The organism is Micromonospora sp. CA-248089, from assembly GCF_050948515.1.
Taxonomy (GTDB): domain Bacteria; phylum Actinomycetota; class Actinomycetes; order Mycobacteriales; family Micromonosporaceae; genus Micromonospora.
Map to the genome: position 1 here is coordinate 5,664,542 of NZ_CP192016.1, position 17,242 is coordinate 5,681,783.

Genomic DNA, 17,242 nt, shown 5'->3' on the forward strand with positions numbered 1-17,242 from the left:
GCCAACGCGTCGCCCTCCGTGTCGCGCCGGAACCGGGCCGGGAGAATGAGCGCGTGGATCTCGACCAGCTCGCCGCGCTGCGTACCCCCGAGGGGTCGGCGGCGCTCGCCGCGGCCGAGCGGGTGGCCGGCGGCGACCCGCTGGCGGCGGCGGCCGCGCTGCGCTCGGGCGGAATCCCGGGCGACCTCGCGGCGGCGGCGCTCACCCAGGCGGAGCTGCGCCGCCGGGCGGCCGGCAAGTTCGGCGCGGCGGCGGCCGGGATGTTCCTCACCCGGGCCGGGCTGGAGCAGGCCACCCGCCGTGCGGTCGCCGACCGGCGCGCGGCACGGCTGCGCGCCGCGGGCGTGACCACGCTGGCCGACCTGGGGTGCGGCCTGGGGGCCGACGCGCTCGCCGCGGCCCGCGCCGGCATCCGGGTGTACGCGGTGGAGGCCGACCCGCTGACCGCCGCGATGGCTGCCGTGAACGCCGAGGCGGCCGGGCTCGCCGACCTGGTGACGGTCTCCTGCGGTGACGCCACGGAGTTCGACGTGAGCCCTGTCGACGCGGTGTTCTGCGATCCGGCGCGGCGGCGGGCCGGCACCGGGCGGCGCGTCTTCGACCCGAATGCCTACTCCCCGCCGTGGGACTTCGTCACCGGCCTGGCCGCGCGGGTGCCGCGGACGGTGGTGAAGGTGGCGCCCGGGCTCGACCACGCGCTGATCCCGCCCGGCGCCGAGGCGGAGTGGGTGAGCGTGGACGGCGACCTGGTCGAGGCGGCGCTGTGGTGCGGCGAGCTGGCCGAGGTCCCCCGCCGCGCCACAGTGCTGCGCGAGAAGGAAGGGCCCCTTCTTAACGCCTCCGGTAGTAAAAGGGTCCCTTCCTATCACCTCACCGGCACCGGCGCGGCCGAGGCGCCGGTGGGACCGGTCCGGCGGTTCCTCTACGACCCGGACCCGGCGGTGGTACGCGCCCACCTGGTCGCCGAGCTGGCCGCCGACCTCGGCGCCACGCTCGCCGACCCGTCGATCGCCTACCTGTACGCGGACGAGGCCCGGCCCACCCCGTTCGCCCGCTGCCTGGAGATCACCGACGTGCTGCCGTTCTCGCTGAAGCGGCTGCGCGCCCTGCTGCGGGAACGGCGGGTCGGCCGGGTGGAGATCCGCAAGCGCGGGTCGGCGCTGGAGCCGGAGAAGCTGCGCCGCGACCTGAGGCTGTCCGGCGACGAGGCGGCGAGTCTGGCGCTGACCCGGGTCGCGGGCGACCCGACGGTGCTCGTCTGCCGACCGGTTCCGCCCGGCGGCTGACCTCGGCGCGCGGTTTCGGCTCGCGGCCTGCCGCCGGCCGGGCTAGCTTGACGCCCATGGCGGGCCCTGGCACTCCGGCGATCGCGTTGCTGAGCAAGCGGAAGATCGCCCACAGCACCCACACCTACGACGTGTCGCCGGACGCGCCGAACTACGGCGCGCTCGTCGCGACCGCGCTCGGGGTGGCACCGGAGCGCGTCTTCAAGTCGCTCGTCACCGAGGTCGACGGCGGGCTGACGGTGGCGGTGGTGCCGGTGACCGGCGAGCTGGACCTGAAGGCGCTCGCCGCCGCAGCCGGCGGCAAGCGGGCCACGATGGCGGACCGGACGACCGCCGAGCGGGCGACCGGATACGTCCGCGGCGGCATCAGCCCGCTCGGGCAGCGCAGGCGCCTACCGACTGTCATCGACGCCTCCGCGCTGGCGCACTCGACGGTGTACGTCTCGGCGGGCCGCCGGGGGTTGCAGGTGGCGATTGACCCGCTTGATCTAATTGCGCTTTGTGCAGCGCGCACAATCTCAATAACTCACAACAAGAGCAAGCCCGCCCCGCAATAAGGCAGGGGGAGCGGACTCATACCGCCCCCCCTACTGCAGAATTACCCCGTCAGCTTGTCGCAAACAGTAAGCAATGCAAAACCTGAGTCAGACGGAACATACAGGGCGCCGCACTTATCCACAGAGTTATTTCTAGTGGACGTGCCCGTGGCAGTTACGCACGCATCCGCCGAACTGCTGCCAGAGGTAGTCTTCTCAGTTTTCGTGCCGATCACAGTACCATTCTTTCGGATGGTCACTCTGGCACTAATCGAAGTTCCCGCCTCGTTGAGATTGCATCCCGTGGAAGTGTAGGCGGTCAGCGTACCGGACGAATTGACCAGATAGCCAATACAGAGCTGGAAACCTCCTCCAGAGGTGCACTTGCTCACTGCCGCCTGCGCTGGCTGCGCACCGAAGGCGCCCGCCCCCAACGCGAGCAGTGCCACCGCACCGAACCTGGCGGCCGTTTTTCTCATAGACAACGAATTCTCCCCGCTACTAGAAAGTAAAGTCAGCTTAGAAAGCGACAGCCTTCATTGCAAGACTTTGAAGGCGATCACGCTAGGTAGATCAAAGGCCAAGCCTGTATTTCACCTGCTCAAACCATCCTCAACCCATAGGAGATGCGGAATATTTGTGGAACCTTTCCCTACGAATCGGGCGATCCGGACGCAAGGGCTTCACTCTCCGCACGCACTCACCCTCCACCCCAGGCGCAGGGCAACATGCTGCAGCAGAGTCGACCCGACGCTCAGCCCACCCTCTGTCACTTTGTCCAGTTACGCGAACGTTGCTGAATTGTTACCGCCGCCAACAAACTTCTGACCTCGGCAGTCTTGCGGCACATGGGAGGCGGGGAATACGTTGCCGGACACAACAAACCAGCACCACTCCCCCACCTCCGAAAGGACCCTGCACATGCGCAAGGGCTTCCTCACCTTCGCGGCCGTCGGTCTTCTCGCGACCGGCAGCATGGCCGCCTGTGGTGACAACGGCGGTTCTTCCGACGAGGCCGGCGGCTCCAACGCCAAGAAGCCGAAGATCGGCGTGATCCTGCCGGACAGCAAGTCCTCCGCCCGCTGGGAGGGCGCGGACCGCAAGTACCTGGAGGCGGCGTTCAAGGCCGCCGGCGTCGACTACACGATCCAGAACGCCCAGGGCGACAAGTCCGCCTTCTCCACCATCGCTGACGGCATGCTGACCAGCGGCGTCACCGCCCTCATGATCGTCAACCTGGACTCGGGCACCGGCAAGGCCGTGCTGGAGAAGGCCAAGTCGCAGGGCGTCGCAACCATCGACTACGACCGGCTGACCCTGGGCGGCTCCGCCCAGTACTACGTCAGCTTCGACAACGAGGCGGTCGGCAAGCTCCAGGGCGAGGGCCTGAGCAAGTGCCTGACCGACAAGGGCGCGCAGAAGCCGGTCGTCGCCTACTTGAACGGCTCCCAGACCGACAACAACGCGACCCTGTTCAAGAACGGCTACGACTCGATCCTCAAGCCGAAGTTCGACTCGGGTGATTACACGAAGGGCCCGGACCAGAACGTCCCGGACTGGGACAACGCGCAGGCCGGTGTGATCTTCGAGCAGATGCTCACCCAGCAGAAGGGCAAGATCGACGGCGTGCTCGCCGCCAACGACGGCCTGGGCAACGCGGCCATCTCGGTGCTGAAGAAGAACCAGCTCAACGGCAAGGTGCCGGTGACGGGCCAGGACGCCACCGTCCAGGGTCTGCAGAACATCCTCGCCGGTGACCAGTGCATGACCGTCTACAAGGCGGTCAAGAAGGAGGCGGACGCCGCCGCCGAGCTGGCCATCGCGCTCGCCAAGGGTGAGCGGAAGGACACCGGCCAGACGGTCAAGGACCCGGAGGGCGGCCGGGACGTGCCGTCCGTGCTGCTGGAGCCCAAGGCCATCTACAAGGACAACGTCAAGGACGTGGTGGCCGACGGCTACGTCACCAAGGAAGAGCTCTGCACCGGTGCCTTCGCGAAGCTCTGCACCGACGCCGGCGTGAGCTGACCCACCCGCCTCACGCGGCGCCGCCCGGCACGGGAGAACCCCGTGCCGGGCGGCGCCCGCGCCGGACGGGATCCGAGACCTCCCTCCGCCCAAAGGAGAACCCGTGTCCGCAACCCCCCTGCTGGAGCTACGCGGGATCGACAAGAGCTTCGGTCCCGTCCAGGTGCTCCGCGACGTCGCCTTCGCCGCGCACCCCGGCGAGGTGACCGCGCTCGTCGGCGACAACGGCGCCGGCAAGTCGACCCTGGTCAAGTGCATCAGCGGCATCCATCCCACCGACGCCGGCGAGTTCCTCTTCGACGGCAAGCCGGTCAGCATCAACAGCCCCCGCGACGCCGCCGACCTCGGGATCGAGGTCGTCTACCAGGACCTCGCGCTCTGCGACAACCTCGACATCGTGCAGAACATGTTCCTCGGCCGGGAGAAGCGCAGCGGCATCGTGCTCGACGAGCCGACCATGGAGCAGATGGCCGCCGAGACGCTCGCCGGCCTGAGCGTGCGCACCGTGAAGTCGCTGCGCCAGCACGTGGCCAGCCTCTCCGGCGGCCAGCGGCAGACCGTCGCCATCGCCAAGGCCGTGCTCTGGAACAGCAAGCTGGTCATCCTGGACGAGCCGACCGCCGCGCTCGGCGTCGCGCAGACCGCCCAGGTGCTGGAGCTGGTGCGCCGGCTGGCGGACAACGGCCTGGCCGTGGTGCTCATCTCGCACAACATGAACGACGTCTTCGCCGTCTCCGACCGGATCGCCGCGCTCTACCTCGGCCAGATGGTCGCCCAGGTCAAGACCAGCGACATCACCCACTCGCAGGTGGTCGAGCTGATCACCGCGGGCCGTTCCGGCAACCTCGGTCTCTCCACCGAACCCGGCAACGGCACCGAATCCGCCGACGCAACCTCGGGAGCGCTCCGATGACCGCCACCGCCGTGAAGAAGGAAGGACCGGCCGCCGTCACGCCCGCACACACCGTCGGCGACCACGTCCGCAACTACCTCGCCCGGGTACGCGGCGGTGACCTGGGCGCCCTGCCCGCGGTCATCGGCCTCGTGGTGCTCTGCGTGGTGTTCACCATCGTGCGCCCGGTCTTCTTCTCCGCGGGGAACTTCGCCAACCTCTTCACCCAGGGCGCCGCGGTCACCGTGATCGCCATGGGGCTGATCTTCGTGCTCCTGCTCGGCGAGATCGACCTCTCTGCCGGCTTCGCCAGCGGCGTCTGCGCCGGAATCCTGGCGAACGTGGTCAGCGTGCTCGGCTACCCGTGGTACGTCGCCGTCCTCGCGGCCCTGATCACCGGTGTGCTGATCGGCCTGATCCTCGGATTCCTGGTCGCGAAGGTGGGCATCCCGTCCTTCGTGGTGACCCTGGCCGGCTTCCTCGCCTTCCAGGGCGTGGTGCTGCTGCTCATGAAGGAGGGCAGCAACATCTCGATCAGCGACGACGTGATCGTCGGCATCGAGAATGGCCGCATCGCGCCTGCCATCGGCTGGCTGCTCGCCGCCGTCGCGATTCTCGGCTACGCCGTCGCCCAGCTGCTGCGTCACCGCAATCGCGTCTCCCGGGGCCTGGTGACCGAACCGGCAGCCGTGATGGGCGCCCGGATCGGCGGGCTGGCGCTGCTGATCGTGCTCGCGGTCTACGTGCTCAACCAGGAGCGCAGCATCAACCCGCTGATCACCTCGAACAAGGGCATGCCGGTGGTCGTGCCGATCGTCGCGCTCCTACTGGTGTTCTGGACGTTCGTGCTCAACCGCACGGCCTACGGCCGTCACCTCTACGCGGTCGGCGGCAACGCCGAGGCGGCGCGACGGGCCGGCATCAACGTGGACCGGCTCAAGATCTCGGCCTTCGTGATCTGCTCGGGCATGGCGGCGGTCGGCGGCATCATCGCCGCCAGCCGGGATCGGTCGGTGGATCCCAACACCGGCGGCAGCAACGTGCTCCTCTACGCGGTCGGCGCGGCCGTCATCGGCGGCACCAGCCTCTTCGGGGGCAAAGGCCGCATGATCAACGCGGTGCTGGGCGGCGCGGTGGTGGCTGTCATCATCAACGGTATGGGACTGCTCGACCTCAGCTCCGGGCTGAAGTTCATCTTCACCGGCCTGGTGCTGCTCCTCGCCGCCGGCGTAGACGCGCTGTCCCGGCGACGTTCGGCCGCAACCGGTACCCGCTGATCCCGGTTATCGACACCATGGCAGTGGCAATGCGCGCGGGCCCCAGTCAGGACGAGATCCGTCGGCAGAACCTGGGCGCATTGCTCCGCTACGTACACGTTCACGGGGCCACCACCCGCGCCGAGCTGACCACCGCGCTCGGACTCAACCGCAGCACCATCGGCGCGCTGACCGCGGACCTGGCCGGCGCCGGGCTGGTCAGCGAGGGGACGCCGAAGGAGACCGGCCGGGCCGGACGACCGTCACTCGTCGTCCGGCCCGAGTCGGAGCGGGTCTACGCGTACGCGTACAGCGTCGAGGTGGACCGGCTGCGGGCCGCGCGGGTCGGGCTCGGCGGTGAGGTGCTCGACCGCCGGGAGATGGACCGGCCGCGCAACCTGGTCGCCGGGGAGGCCGCCCCGCTGCTCGCCGGCGCGGTCAAGGAGATGCACCAGTCGGTCCCGCCGGACGCGATCTGCGTGGGCGCCGGGGTGGCGGTGTGCGGCATGGTCCGCCGCGAGGACGGGCTGGTGCGGCTCAGCCCGACCACCGGCTGGGTGGACGAGCCGATCGGTGCGGCGCTCGCCGTCGAGCTGGGAATAGACGTACCGATCACGGTGGGCAACGTGGCCGACGTGGCCGCGTACGCCGAGCACGCCCGGGGCGCGGCGGTCGGCTGCGACAACGTCATCTACATCTACGGCGACGTCGGTGTGGGCGCGGGCATCATCGCCGGGGGCCGCCGGCTGCGGGGCCACGGCGGCTACGGCGGCGAGGTGGGCCACATGGTGGTGGTCCGCGACGGCGTGCGCTGCGACTGCGGCCGGCGCGGCTGCTGGGAGACCGAGATCGGCGAGCACGGGCTGCTGCGCGCCGCCGGCCGGTCCGAGGCGCGCGGCCGGGACGCGCTGCTCGCCGTCTTCGACGCCGCCGACCGAGGCGACGCCCGCGCGCAGACCGCGGTACGGCAGGCCGGCGACTGGCTCGGCTTCGGCGTCGCGAACCTGGTGAACATCTTCAACCCGGAGATGGTCATCTTCGGCGGCACCATGCGCGACCTCTACCTGGCCTCCGCCGCGCAGGTACGCAGCCGGCTCAACTCCAACGGGCTGCCCGCGTGCCTGGAGCACGTGCGGCTGCGTACCCCGAAGCTCGGTGACGACGCGGCGCTGATCGGCGCCGCCGAGCTGGCGTTCGAACGACTCCTCGCCGACCCGCTGAACTGATCGGCCCGCCGATCCGTACCAGTGTGCGGACGGGCGGCCGGCTTGCGCGGCCGTCCACGACACCCCGCGTACCGGTCCGGACCGAGGAGGCACCGCAACCATGGCATCGCTGAAATCCGCACGCCGCAAGCTGGCGCACCGGGTGGTACTGCTGCTCGCCGCGCTGGGCGCGGGGATCGGCGTCGTTCCCGGGACGGCGCAGGCCGCGCCCAACCCCGGCGTGCAGATGAACGCCGCCGACATGACGCTGCTCAACGGGGTACGGCTGGCCGGGCTGTGGGAGATGCCGGCCGGGCAGATGGCGGCCGAGAAGGGCCAGTCCGCCCGGGTACGCGAGGTCGGCGCGGAGATCGCCAAGCAGCACGCGGAGCTGGATCAGCTGGTGGTGGAGGCGGCAAACAAGCTCGGCGCCACCCTGCCGACGGATCCGACGGCCGAGCAGCAGGGTTGGCTGACCGAGATGCGCAACGCCACCGGCGCCCGGTTCGACCAGATCTTCGTCACCCGGCTGCGGGTCGCCCACGGCAAGATCTTCCCGGTGATCGGCGCGGTCCGCGCCAGCACCCGCGACCCGATCGTGCGCAAGCTGGCCGAGGACGCGAACACGTTCGTCAACGACCACATGACCATGCTGGAGAGCACCGGGCTGGTGCGCTGGCAGCAGCTGCCGCCGGCCGCGCTGCCCCCCGCGCAGAGCGACTCGCTCGTCGCCGCCGCCCAGGCGAACGTGGGCAGCGGTGGTGGGCTGCAGGTCGGCACCGGACTGGTGTGGGCGGTGTTCCTGATCGCACTGGGCACCGGCGGGTACGCGACCTGGCGGCTGACCCGCCGCTCGTGACCCGGCCGTCGAGCGGGCCCCGGCGCACGTGCGCCGGGGCCCGTCGCGCGTTTGTCAGCCGTGCCAGGACCGCCACAGCGCGGCGTACGAGTCACCGGCCGCTACCAGTTCGTCGTGTGACCCCAGCTCGGTGATGCGGCCGTCGGCGACCACCGCCACGCGGTCCGCGTCGTGCGCGGAGAAGAGCCGGTGCGCGATGGCGATGACGGTACGGCCCTGAAGCACCGCCGCCAGCGACCGTTCCAGGGCCCGGGCCGCCCGCGGGTCGATCAGCGAGGTGGCCTCGTCCAGCACCAGCGTGTGCGGGTCGGCGAGCACCAGCCGGGCCAGCGCGAGCTGCTGCGCCTGCGCCGGGGTGAGCGGGTGGCCGCCCGCGCCGACCGGCGTGTCGAGCCCGTCCGGCAGGGCCAGCGCCCAGTCCAGCGCGTCGACGGCGGCCAGCGCGGCGCGTACCCGCTCCGGGCCGGCGTCCGGCCGGACCATCGCCACGTTGTCGGCGAGCGTGCCGATGAACACGTGGTGCTCCTGACTGACGAGCGCGACATGGGTACGCAGCTCGGCCAGGGGCATTCCGGCGAGTGGACGCCCGTCCACCGTCACCGTGCCGGCGCTCGGTGCGTGCACGCCGGCCAGCAGCCGGCCCAGCGTCGACTTCCCCGCCCCGGACGGGCCGACCATCGCGAGCCGCTCCCCCGGCCGGGGTTCCAGCGTCACGCCGTGCAGCACGTCGTGTCCCGGGCGGTACGCGTACCGCACGTCGTGCGCGGCGAGCCGGCCCGCACCGCCCGGGGCGGCGGCGCGCTCGTCCGGCGTGGCGGATGCCCTGGCTCGCTCGTCCGGCTCGGCGGCCACCCCGAGCAGCCGGGCCAGCGAGGCGCCGCCGACCTGGAACTCGTCGAGCCAGCCCAGCAGCCGCTCGATCGGGTCGGTGAGCTGCTGGGCGTAGAGCGTGGCGGCGGTGACCTGGCCGAGACTGACCCAGCCCTTCAGGTGGAACCAGCCGCCGATGAGCAGCGTCGCCACCATCGGCACCAGATAGCCGAACTCGGCCACCGGCCAGAACACGGTCCGCAGGTGGAGCGTGTAGCGCTCGGCGGCGTACGACCGGCGGATGTCGGCGTCGCCGCGAGCCCGGCGGCGGGCCGCCTGACGCAGCGCCTCGGTGGTCCGCGCCCCTTCGACGGTCTCGCTGATCCCGTCGGTGATGTCCGAGTAGGCGGCGTTCTCCCGCAGGTAGCCCTGCGGCGCGCGGCGCAGGTACCAGCGCGTGCCGGCCCACAGCACCGGCACCGACAGCAGGCTGGGCAGCGCCAGCAGCGGACCGGTCAGCAGCAGCGCGCCGAGGATCAGCAGCACGGTCAGCGCCGAGATCAGCGTCTCCGGTCCGGCGAACCGGACGGTACGGGACAGCGCGGCGACGTCGCGCGACGTGCGCGTGAGCAGGTCTCCGGTGCCGGCCCGCTCGACAGTGGCGAGCGGCAGCGCGAGCACCCGGTCGACGAACTCCTCCCGCAGCTCGGCGAGCACCCGCTCACCGAGCCGGGCCGAGGCCAGGTGCGCGAAGCGGACCAGCACCGCCTGCACCACCACGAACGCGGCGATGGCCGCCACGACCCGGTCCACTGTCGTCGCGGCGATGCCCTGGGAGATCCCCTGCACGAGGTCACCGAGCAGGCGCGGGGCGACGAGCCCGGCGCCCGCGGCGAGCGCGTGCAGGCCGAGCGCGGCGGCCAGGCCGCGCGGGTGGCGGCGGATCAGCTCCCGCACGTACCGGCGGACCTGGGCGACGTCGGCGACGGGCAGCGCGTTGCTCATCGGTCCTCCTCCCGGCTCACCGTGGCGGCGTAGCGCGGCTCGGCGGCGAGCAGTTCCTCGTGCCGGCCCTCGGCGACGACCTTGCCGTCCTCCACGAAGACCACGTGGTCGGCGTGGCCGAGCACCAGCGGGCTGGTGGTGCAGACCAGCGTGGTGCGGCCCCGGCGGGCCGGGCCGAGCCGTTCGGCGATGCGCGCCTCGGTGTGCGCGTCCACCGCGCTGGTCGGCTCGACCAGGATCAACGTCTCCGGGTCGGCGACGAGCGCGCGGGCCAGCCGCAGCCGTTGCCGCTGCCCGCCGGAGAACTCCCGGCCGCGTTCGGCGACCTCGCCGTCCAGGCCGCCGGGCAGCGCCTCGACGATGTCGGTGGCGCTCGCCGCGGCCAGCGCCGCCTCCACGGCGCCGGGCCGGGCCCGGTCGTGCGGGTCGAGCTCCGTGCGCAGCACGCCGCTGAACAGCTGCGCGTCGTTGTCGGCCACCAGGATCCGCTCCCGCACCGTCGCCAGCGCCAGGTCCCGCAGCGGTACGCCGTGCAGCGTGACGTCCCCGTCGGCGTACCGGCCCAGCCGGTCGGCGATCTCGACGGCGTCCTGCGGGGCGGCGCTGGCCAGCGCGGTGAGCCGGCCCGGTCGCAGCACCAGTCCGGAACGCACGTCCGCCAGCTCGCCCGGGCTGGCCGGCACCGGCACCGGGCTGGCCGGGTCGGTGAACTCCGGCGCGAGTCGCAGCAGCCGGACCACCCGGCGGGCCGCGACGTGTCCCCGGGTCAGCTTGTCGGCCGCCTCGGTGAGGTTGCGCAGCGGACTGACCAGGAACGCGGTGTAGCCGTAGAACGAGACCAGCTCGCCGGCGCTGATCTCGCCGCGCAGCGCGAACCGGGCGCCGAGCCAGGTCACCAGCACCACGAAGACGCCGGGCAGCAGGATCTGCGCGGCCTGCAACAGCGACTCGACCCGGGCCACCCGCAGCCCGTCCGCGCGCAGCGCCTGCGACCGTTGCCGGTAGCCCTCGGACAGCACCGGCTCGCCGCCGACTCCGCGCAGCACGCGCAGGCCGGAGACGATGTCCGCGGCCCGGGCGGTGAGCCGGCCGGTCGAGTCCCGGTACGCGGCCTGCTGCCGGTGCAGCGGGCGGATCAGCAACGCCACGAGCGCCATCAGCAGCGGCACCCCGAGCACCACGACGAGGCCGAGCGGCTGGGAGGCGTTGAGCAGGATCACCGCGACGGTGACGATGCCGACCACCGAGCCGGCGCCGCGGGCGGTGATGTCGACGGCGCTGCCGATGTGCTCGATATCGGCGGTGCCGATGCTCACCACCTCGCCCGCCGCGACCCGCCGGGGCAGCGCGGCGCCGAGCCGGTTGGTGGCGTCCACCGTCACCTGCACGGTGCGGTAGGCGGCGCCGAGCCAGTTGTGCACCGCGCAGCGGTGACGCAGGATCCCGGCGACGGCCTGTACCAGGCCCAGCCCGAGCAGGGCCAGACTCCAGCGCACCAGCGCGTCCGGGTCGCGTTGCGCCAGGCCGGCTTCCACGGCGCGGCCGAGCACGGCCGGCACCAGGGCCTGGGCCAGCATCCAGATCACGCCGAGTGCGAGACCGGCGCCGAAGATGACGGGGTGCCGCCCGGCGAGCCACACCAGGTACCGGGTGGCCGACCGCGCGTCGGGGGTGCCGGGATCGCCGGCCGGTGAGAAGCGCATGGCCCACCGACGCTAGGTGCCGGGGCGACCCGGACGCCAACCAATTCCGGCCGTCGTGACGACCCTCGCGTCAGCGGTCGACCTGGGCGAAGTCCCAGCTGTGCGGCGGGCGGGCGATCAGGCGCGCGGGCGGCTCGGGCAGTTCCCGGGGATTGTTCCGCCACTTGGAGATGACCACGAGCCGGTGGTCGGTGGAGGAGAACACCTCGCTGGAGACGTGCATCGGGTCGTGCTCGAACTCGGGCAGCGCGGTCTCGCAGACCCAGGTGATCAGGTCGGCGAAGCCGTACGGCTCGGCCTTGGCCTCCCACATCCGGACGATCATGTCGGTACCCTCCCCGCTCACACACTGACCACTGTCAGCGGCATCGCCGAGTCGGCCGGCAGGTCCAGCCGGCTCGGCGCGACGCCCGCGGCCACCAGATGGGAGCCGAGCGCGGCCACCATCGCGCCGTTGTCCGTGCAGAGCTTCGGCCGGGGCGTACGCACCCGGATGCCGTGCTTGCCGGCCCGCTGCTCGGCCATCGCCCGCAGCCGGGAGTTGGCGGCCACCCCGCCGCCGATCACCAGCGTGTCGATGCCGCTGGTGCGGCAGGCGTCGATCGCCTTGCCGACCAGCACGTCGCAGACGGCCTCCTGGAAGGACGCGGCCACGTCGGCGACCGGCACCGGCTCACCGGCCCGCTGCCGCGCCTCCACCCAGCGGGCCACCGCCGTCTTCAGGCCGGAGAAGGAGAAGTCGTACCGGTGCCCGGCCAGGTCCTTCGCGGCGGTCAGCCCGCGCGGGAAGGCGATCGCCGCCGGGTCACCGGCCCGCGCCTCACGGTCGATGTGCGGACCGCCGGGGAACGGCAGCCCGAGCAGCCGGGCCACCTTGTCGAACGCCTCGCCGGCCGCGTCGTCGATGGTGGCGCCGAGCGGGACCACGTCACGGGCCAGGTCGTCGACGCGCAGCAGCGAGGAGTGCCCGCCGGAAACCAGCAGCGCGATCGCGGGCTCGGGCAGCGGACCGTGTTCGAGCGTGTCCACAGCGACGTGCGCGGCCAGGTGGTTCACCCCGTACACCGGCTTCTCCGCCGCGACCGCGTACCCCTTGGCGGCGGCGACCCCGACGAGCAACGCGCCGGCCAGGCCCGGCCCGGAGGTCACGGCGATGGCGTCGATGTCGGCGATGGTGACGCCTGCTTCGCGCAGCGCCCGGTCCATGGTCGGCACGATGGCCTCCAGGTGGGCGCGGCTGGCCACCTCGGGCACCACGCCACCGAACCGGGCGTGCTCCTCGACGCTGGAGGCGAGCGCGTCGGCGAGCAGCGTGTGCCCGCGCACGATGCCCACGCCGGTCTCGTCGCAGGAGGTCTCGATGCCGAGGATCAGGGGTTCGTCAGCCATGCGCGTCAGTCCTCGTTGCGCTGCATGACCAGCGCGTCGGTGTTGCTCGGTTGGTAGTAGCCGCGCCGTACGCCGATCGGCTCGAAGCCGTAGCCGGCGTAGAGCCGTTGCGCCGGCGCGTTGTCGGCGGCGACCTCCAGCAGCGTGCTGCGGGCGCCGCGCCGGGCCGCCTCGGCGAGCAGCGCCTCCAGCAGCAGCCGGCCGATGCCCCGGCGCTGGGCGTCCCGGCGGACCGCGACGTTCTGCACCCACGCCTCGTCGGGCGGGGACACGGCCAGCCCGGCGTAGCCGAGCACAGGGCCGTCGTCGTCGGTGGCGACCAGGTAGAAGTGCCCGTTGGCGAGTTCGTTCCAGAACATCGCCGCCGACCACTGCTCGGCGCCGAACAGGTCCGCCTCGATGGGCAGCACCTCGTCGATGTGCCACCAGCGGAACCGGCCCAGCCTCATGGCAGGACCGGCTTGTGGCCGGTGGCCGCGACCGCGTCCGGGCGGCGCAGGTAGAGCGGGGTGAGCGTCTCGCCGGGCGCACCCGCGCGGATCCGTGGCGCGGCGAGACGGGCCAGCGCCAGCGGGTCCGGGTAGCGCGGCTCGTCGCGTACCGGCAGCCCCAACACGTCCGCGTACCGGTGCGCGCCGTCGCCGACCGCGACGGTGACCGCCAGGTCGCGCGCCCGCTCCGCGACCACCGCCGGGGCCGCCACCTCCGGGCCGACCAGGCGCTGGCCCGCGCCGTCGTAGACGGCCCAGTAGATCTCCCGGCGCCGCGCGTCGCTCGCCGCCAGCACCGGCTCGCCGGCGGCCGCCGGGTGGCCGAGCCCGTCCAGCGAACAGACACCGTACGTGGGCACGCCGAGCACCTGACCCATGGTGGCGGCGGTGACCAGCCCGACCCGCAGCCCGGTGAACGGGCCCGGGCCGAGGCCGGCGACGATCGCGGCCAGGTCGGCGGGACGCGCGCCGACGTCCGCCAGCACGGCGTCGACCTGCGGTGCGAGCAGCTCGCCGTGGGCGCGGGAGTCGACTGTGCACCGGGACGCGCGAACCGCGACGCCGTCCGCCGAGACCTCGGCCAGGGCCGCGGTCACCGCGGGCGTCGAGGAGTCCACCACGAGTACGAGCACGGTAAGCCAGCCTAGCCGTCCGCTCTCCCCGTCTCCGGCACGCCCTCGCCGCTAACCCGGTGACGGTGCGTAGCGTCCGAGCCGAGGAGAAGACTGGAGCGCCTTATGCCTCTGGGTCATATTTATGACTCACAGGCATAACGCGTGGGAGAGGACTGCCATCCTCCGGGGATGACGGAGAGTCGCCTCGTTCGAGAGGTCGCCCGCACTCTGCGGCGGGAGCGCGAACAAGCAGGGCTCACGCAGCAGGCGCTGGCCGCCCGGTCCGGGCTCAGTCAGGCCGCCATCGCCCGGATCGAACGCGGCGACCGGCTGCCGAGTCTGACCACCGCGGAACGCCTGCTCGCCGCGCTCGGCCGGCAACTGCGGATCGAGATCGAGCCGCTGGACAGCCACCTCGACGCCGCGCTGGACGAGATGGCCGGGACGGTGCTTGCCGAGCGGATCGAAGATCTCCGGCTGGACCGGCTCATGGGCGCGTTGGGCGACCTGCCGTACGTGCTGTCGGGCGGCATGGCGGCACTGCTGCAGGGCGCGCCGCTGCCGGTGGACGCGGTCGAGATCGCGGTGCGCTGGCGGGACTCGCCGCAGTTCAGCGCGCTCCTCGATCGGATCCACGCGCAGCGCTGGAACGCCCGATGGCAAGAGTGGGGCGGCATCCACACGGAGCCCGAGGAGCCGGGCGAGCACCGTTGGCTGACCCGCTACGGCGAACTACGGGCCCGGATGTGCGACGAACTGCCCGAGCCCATCGAGGTCCGCCTCGGTGACCGCACGTACCCGGTCGAGCCGCTGGTCGAGGTGGAGGTGACCGACCGGCGTACGGCCGAACTGCTGCGCCGCCATCGTCGACGCCTCGCCGAGGCGGCGGGCGAGGCGCCGGGCGGGTCAGCCGGCTGAGCGCTCCCAGTCGATGGTGGGCAGCCCCGCGTCGGCCAGCGCCTTGTTCGCGGCGCTGAACGGGCGGCTGCCGAGGAAACCGCGCGGGTTCATCGGGCTCGGATGCCCGGCCTCCAGCACCACGTGCTGGGGGTTGGTCACCAGCGCCGCCTTCTTGCGCGCGTAGCCACCCCAGAGCAGGAAGACCACGCGCTGGTCGAGCGCGTCGAGCGCCCGGATCGTGGCGTCGGTGAACTCCTCCCAGCCCTTGTTCGCGTGCGAGCCGGGCGTGGCCTGCCGGACCGTCAGCACCGAGTTGAGCAGCAGGACGCCCTGCGCGGCCCAGCCGTCGAGGTTGCCGCTGCGCGGCTTCGGCACGCCCAGGTCCTCGCCCAGCTCCTTGAAGACGTTGCGCAGCGACGGCGGCACCGCCACCCCCTCGCGCACGCTGAAGCTCAGCCCGTGCGCCTGGCCCGCCTTGTGGTACGGGTCCTGCCCGAGGATCAGCACCCGGGTGTCGGCCGGCCCGCACAGCCGGTAGGCGGAGAAGAGGTCCTCCAGCGGCGGGAAGACCGTGGCGGTCGCGTACTCCCTGGTGACGAACTCGGCCAGCGCGGCGGTGCGGGCCGGGTCGAGGTGGGGGGTGAGCACGGCACGCCAGGCCTCCGGCAGCAGCGCCGGCAGGTCCAGGGTGGGGGCGTCGGGCATCGGCAACCTCTCCTCGTCGGGTCGCCATCTTCATACCAGCCGCAACCGACACTCCCCGGCGGTGGCAGGGCCGGGCACTGGACGGGAAAAGTTACCGGGACGTAACCTACTGGCAAGTTACTTACGCCACATCCTCACTGCTAGCTTGCATCCACCACCATCGATGCTCGCTAGGAGTGCCCGTGAGCAGGAGAAACACCCGTCCCCGCACGCCCTCCACCGCCCTCTCCCCCCGCCGCACGATCGGCCTCCGGATGCTGGCCGTCGCCGCGGCCGCAGCCACCTACCTGGCCGCCTCCGGCGCGGCCGCGGCCGCCGACAGCACCACGCCCGTGGTCTCCCGCGGCGTGACGATCCCCGCCTTCTACCACCCGCCCGCCGACCTGCCCGCCACCAACGGCACGCTGATCCGTACCGAGCCGTTGCCGCTCGGCCTGAGCATCCCCGGGCTCGACGGCCGCCCGATGCCCGGCACCGCCACCCGCCTGATGTACCGGTCCACCGACTCCAACGGCCGGGCCGTCGGCGTGACCGGCGCCTACATCGAACCGTCGGCGGCGGGGCGGGGCACCGGACCGCGCCCGCTGGTCGCCGTCGCCTCCGGCACCATGGGGCAGGGCGACCAGTGCGCGCCCTCGTACGCCCTGCAACACCCGCTCACCCTCACCGGCGACACCCTGTCCGTCGGCTACGAGGCCCTGGCCATCTACCGCCTGCTCGCCACCGGCGCCGCGGTCGTCGTCACCGACTACGTCGGGCTGGGCGCGACCGACCGGCTGCACACGTACGTCAACCGCCTCGACGAGGGCCGCGCCCTGCTCGACGCGGCCCGCGCCGCCCGCGCGGTGCCGGGAGCATCGGTCACCGCCCAGTCCCGCGTCGGCCTGTACGGCTACAGCCAGGGCGGCGGTGCCAGCGCCGCGGCGGCCGAACTCCAGCCCACGTACGCGCCGGACGTGCCGCTCGCAGGCACCTACGTCGGCGCGCCGCCCGCCGACCTGACCGCGGTCATCGCGGGCATCGACGGCAGCGCGCTGGCCGGGGCGCTGGGCTGGTCGCTCAACGGCTTCGCCCAGTCCGACCCGGCGGTGCGGGACGTCATCCAGGCGAACATCAACGACGCCGGCCGGGCGGCGCTCGCCGACACCTCGACCATGTGCGTCGGTGACGCGATCCTCCGGTACGCGTTCACCAAGAGCAGCAGGTGGATCACCGGCGGCCGGTCCCTCACCGCCGTCATCGCCGCCTCGCCCGAGGCCCAGGCCGTCCTCGACCGGCAGCGCATCGGCACGCTCAAGCCCACCGGCCCGGTCCGCGTGGCGACAGGCGTCCAGGACGACATCGTGCCCCACCGGCAGGCCCGCCAGCTGGCGGTCGACTGGTGCCGCAAGGGCGCCAACGTGACCTACCAGGCGGTCAGCCTGCCCAACCTCGGCGACAAGCTCCTCACCAACCACCTGGCGCCGCTCATCACCGATCAGGGCGACGCGGTGGCCTGGCTGACCGACCGGCTCGCCGGGCGCACCGCCTACTCCAACTGCTGGACGATGCCTCTGCAGCCGTAGC

At 72.5% G+C, this 17,242-nt stretch carries 16 protein-coding genes; 9 read left to right on the plus strand and 7 right to left on the minus strand.

Translation table 11 applies throughout. From position 1 onward, the window contains the following. The first annotated feature begins 53 nt into the window (after positions 1-53). From ACQP26_RS26465 to ACQP26_RS26495, 7 genes are all read left to right on the plus strand, one after another. A complete protein-coding gene (locus ACQP26_RS26465) occupies positions 54-1,286 on the plus strand; it encodes a THUMP-like domain-containing protein (protein WP_433494273.1) in 1,233 nt (410 codons plus the stop codon). A gap of 56 nt (positions 1,287-1,342) precedes the next feature. Then, on the plus strand, positions 1,343-1,843 hold the full coding sequence (gene ybaK, locus ACQP26_RS26470; protein ID WP_433494274.1) for a Cys-tRNA(Pro) deacylase: 501 nt from the start codon (positions 1,343-1,345) through the stop codon (positions 1,841-1,843). A gap of 900 nt (positions 1,844-2,743) precedes the next feature. Further along, positions 2,744-3,847, plus strand: a complete 1,104-nt coding sequence (locus ACQP26_RS26475; protein ID WP_269704060.1) for a sugar ABC transporter substrate-binding protein — start codon at positions 2,744-2,746, stop codon at positions 3,845-3,847. Between the two features lie 103 nt (positions 3,848-3,950). Beyond that, positions 3,951-4,760 (plus strand): ATP-binding cassette domain-containing protein, encoded by an 810-nt coding sequence (locus ACQP26_RS26480; RefSeq protein WP_269704059.1) that lies wholly within the window; start codon positions 3,951-3,953, stop codon positions 4,758-4,760. Then, positions 4,757-6,016: a sugar ABC transporter permease gene (locus ACQP26_RS26485; protein ID WP_269704058.1), complete on the plus strand. Its 1,260-nt coding sequence runs from the start codon at positions 4,757-4,759 to the stop codon at positions 6,014-6,016. The genes ACQP26_RS26480 and ACQP26_RS26485 overlap by 4 nt, the downstream gene beginning before the upstream one ends. 29 nt (positions 6,017-6,045) lie before the next feature. Next, positions 6,046-7,221 (plus strand): ROK family protein, encoded by a 1,176-nt coding sequence (locus ACQP26_RS26490; RefSeq protein WP_262013264.1) that lies wholly within the window; start codon positions 6,046-6,048, stop codon positions 7,219-7,221. A 100-nt stretch (positions 7,222-7,321) separates the two neighbouring features. Beyond that, on the plus strand, positions 7,322-8,059 hold the full coding sequence (locus ACQP26_RS26495) for a DUF4142 domain-containing protein (protein ID WP_269704057.1): 738 nt from the start codon (positions 7,322-7,324) through the stop codon (positions 8,057-8,059). Positions 8,060-8,113: 54 nt separating this feature from the next. Here the strand turns inward: ACQP26_RS26495 and ACQP26_RS26500 are convergent, their stop codons facing one another. The 6 genes from ACQP26_RS26500 to tsaB all read right to left on the minus strand — a co-directional run bounded on the left by ACQP26_RS26500 (position 8,114) and on the right by tsaB (position 14,089). Beyond that, positions 8,114-9,874, minus strand: coding sequence for an ABC transporter ATP-binding protein (locus tag ACQP26_RS26500; RefSeq protein WP_433494275.1), 1,761 nt, complete (start codon positions 9,872-9,874; stop codon positions 8,114-8,116). After that, positions 9,871-11,577: an ABC transporter ATP-binding protein gene (locus tag ACQP26_RS26505; protein ID WP_433494276.1), complete on the minus strand. Its 1,707-nt coding sequence runs from the start codon at positions 11,575-11,577 to the stop codon at positions 9,871-9,873. Before ACQP26_RS26505 ends, ACQP26_RS26500 begins: the two co-directional genes overlap by 4 nt. Before the next feature lie 70 nt (positions 11,578-11,647). After that, on the minus strand, positions 11,648-11,902 hold the full coding sequence (locus tag ACQP26_RS26510; RefSeq protein ID WP_269704054.1) for a hypothetical protein: 255 nt from the start codon (positions 11,900-11,902) through the stop codon (positions 11,648-11,650). A 17-nt stretch (positions 11,903-11,919) separates the two neighbouring features. Continuing rightward, positions 11,920-12,966 (minus strand): tRNA (adenosine(37)-N6)-threonylcarbamoyltransferase complex transferase subunit TsaD, encoded by a 1,047-nt coding sequence (tsaD, locus tag ACQP26_RS26515; RefSeq protein WP_433494277.1) that lies wholly within the window; start codon positions 12,964-12,966, stop codon positions 11,920-11,922. Between the two features lie 5 nt (positions 12,967-12,971). Then, positions 12,972-13,415 carry a ribosomal protein S18-alanine N-acetyltransferase gene (rimI, locus tag ACQP26_RS26520; protein WP_433494278.1) on the minus strand — a complete coding sequence of 148 codons (444 nt, stop codon included), beginning with the start codon at positions 13,413-13,415 and terminating at the stop codon, positions 12,972-12,974. Then, positions 13,412-14,089: a tRNA (adenosine(37)-N6)-threonylcarbamoyltransferase complex dimerization subunit type 1 TsaB gene (gene tsaB / locus ACQP26_RS26525; RefSeq protein ID WP_433494279.1), complete on the minus strand. Its 678-nt coding sequence runs from the start codon at positions 14,087-14,089 to the stop codon at positions 13,412-13,414. The genes rimI and tsaB overlap by 4 nt, the downstream gene beginning before the upstream one ends. Before the next feature lie 171 nt (positions 14,090-14,260). Here tsaB and ACQP26_RS26530 point away from each other — a divergent pair, with 171 nt between their 5' ends. After that, positions 14,261-14,989 carry a helix-turn-helix domain-containing protein gene (locus ACQP26_RS26530; RefSeq protein WP_433494280.1) on the plus strand — a complete coding sequence of 243 codons (729 nt, stop codon included), beginning with the start codon at positions 14,261-14,263 and terminating at the stop codon, positions 14,987-14,989. Here the strand turns inward: ACQP26_RS26530 and ung are convergent. Continuing rightward, positions 14,978-15,676: a uracil-DNA glycosylase gene (gene ung / locus ACQP26_RS26535; protein WP_194801536.1), complete on the minus strand. Its 699-nt coding sequence runs from the start codon at positions 15,674-15,676 to the stop codon at positions 14,978-14,980. The genes ACQP26_RS26530 and ung overlap by 12 nt on opposite strands. A gap of 182 nt (positions 15,677-15,858) precedes the next feature. Here ung and ACQP26_RS26540 point away from each other — a divergent pair, with 182 nt between their 5' ends. Further along, positions 15,859-17,241: a lipase family protein gene (locus ACQP26_RS26540; protein WP_433494281.1), complete on the plus strand. Its 1,383-nt coding sequence runs from the start codon at positions 15,859-15,861 to the stop codon at positions 17,239-17,241. Position 17,242 lies beyond the last annotated feature (1 nt).

Coding starts and splice junctions, on each gene's coding strand:
- ybaK (WP_433494274.1), top strand. CDS start 1,343: ATGGCGGGCCCTGGCACTCCGGCGATCGCGTTGCTGAGCAAGCGGAAG.
- ACQP26_RS26475 (WP_269704060.1), top strand. CDS start 2,744: ATGCGCAAGGGCTTCCTCACCTTCGCGGCCGTCGGTCTTCTCGCGACC.
- ACQP26_RS26485 (WP_269704058.1), top strand. CDS start 4,757: ATGACCGCCACCGCCGTGAAGAAGGAAGGACCGGCCGCCGTCACGCCC.
- ACQP26_RS26490 (WP_262013264.1), top strand. CDS start 6,046: ATGCGCGCGGGCCCCAGTCAGGACGAGATCCGTCGGCAGAACCTGGGC.
- ACQP26_RS26495 (WP_269704057.1), top strand. CDS start 7,322: ATGGCATCGCTGAAATCCGCACGCCGCAAGCTGGCGCACCGGGTGGTA.
- ACQP26_RS26500 (WP_433494275.1), bottom strand. CDS start 9,874: ATGAGCAACGCGCTGCCCGTCGCCGACGTCGCCCAGGTCCGCCGGTAC.
- ACQP26_RS26505 (WP_433494276.1), bottom strand. CDS start 11,577: ATGCGCTTCTCACCGGCCGGCGATCCCGGCACCCCCGACGCGCGGTCG.
- ACQP26_RS26510 (WP_269704054.1), bottom strand. CDS start 11,902: ATGATCGTCCGGATGTGGGAGGCCAAGGCCGAGCCGTACGGCTTCGCC.
- tsaD (WP_433494277.1), bottom strand. CDS start 12,966: ATGGCTGACGAACCCCTGATCCTCGGCATCGAGACCTCCTGCGACGAG.
- rimI (WP_433494278.1), bottom strand. CDS start 13,415: ATGAGGCTGGGCCGGTTCCGCTGGTGGCACATCGACGAGGTGCTGCCC.
- ACQP26_RS26530 (WP_433494280.1), top strand. CDS start 14,261: ATGACGGAGAGTCGCCTCGTTCGAGAGGTCGCCCGCACTCTGCGGCGG.
- ung (WP_194801536.1), bottom strand. CDS start 15,676: ATGCCCGACGCCCCCACCCTGGACCTGCCGGCGCTGCTGCCGGAGGCC.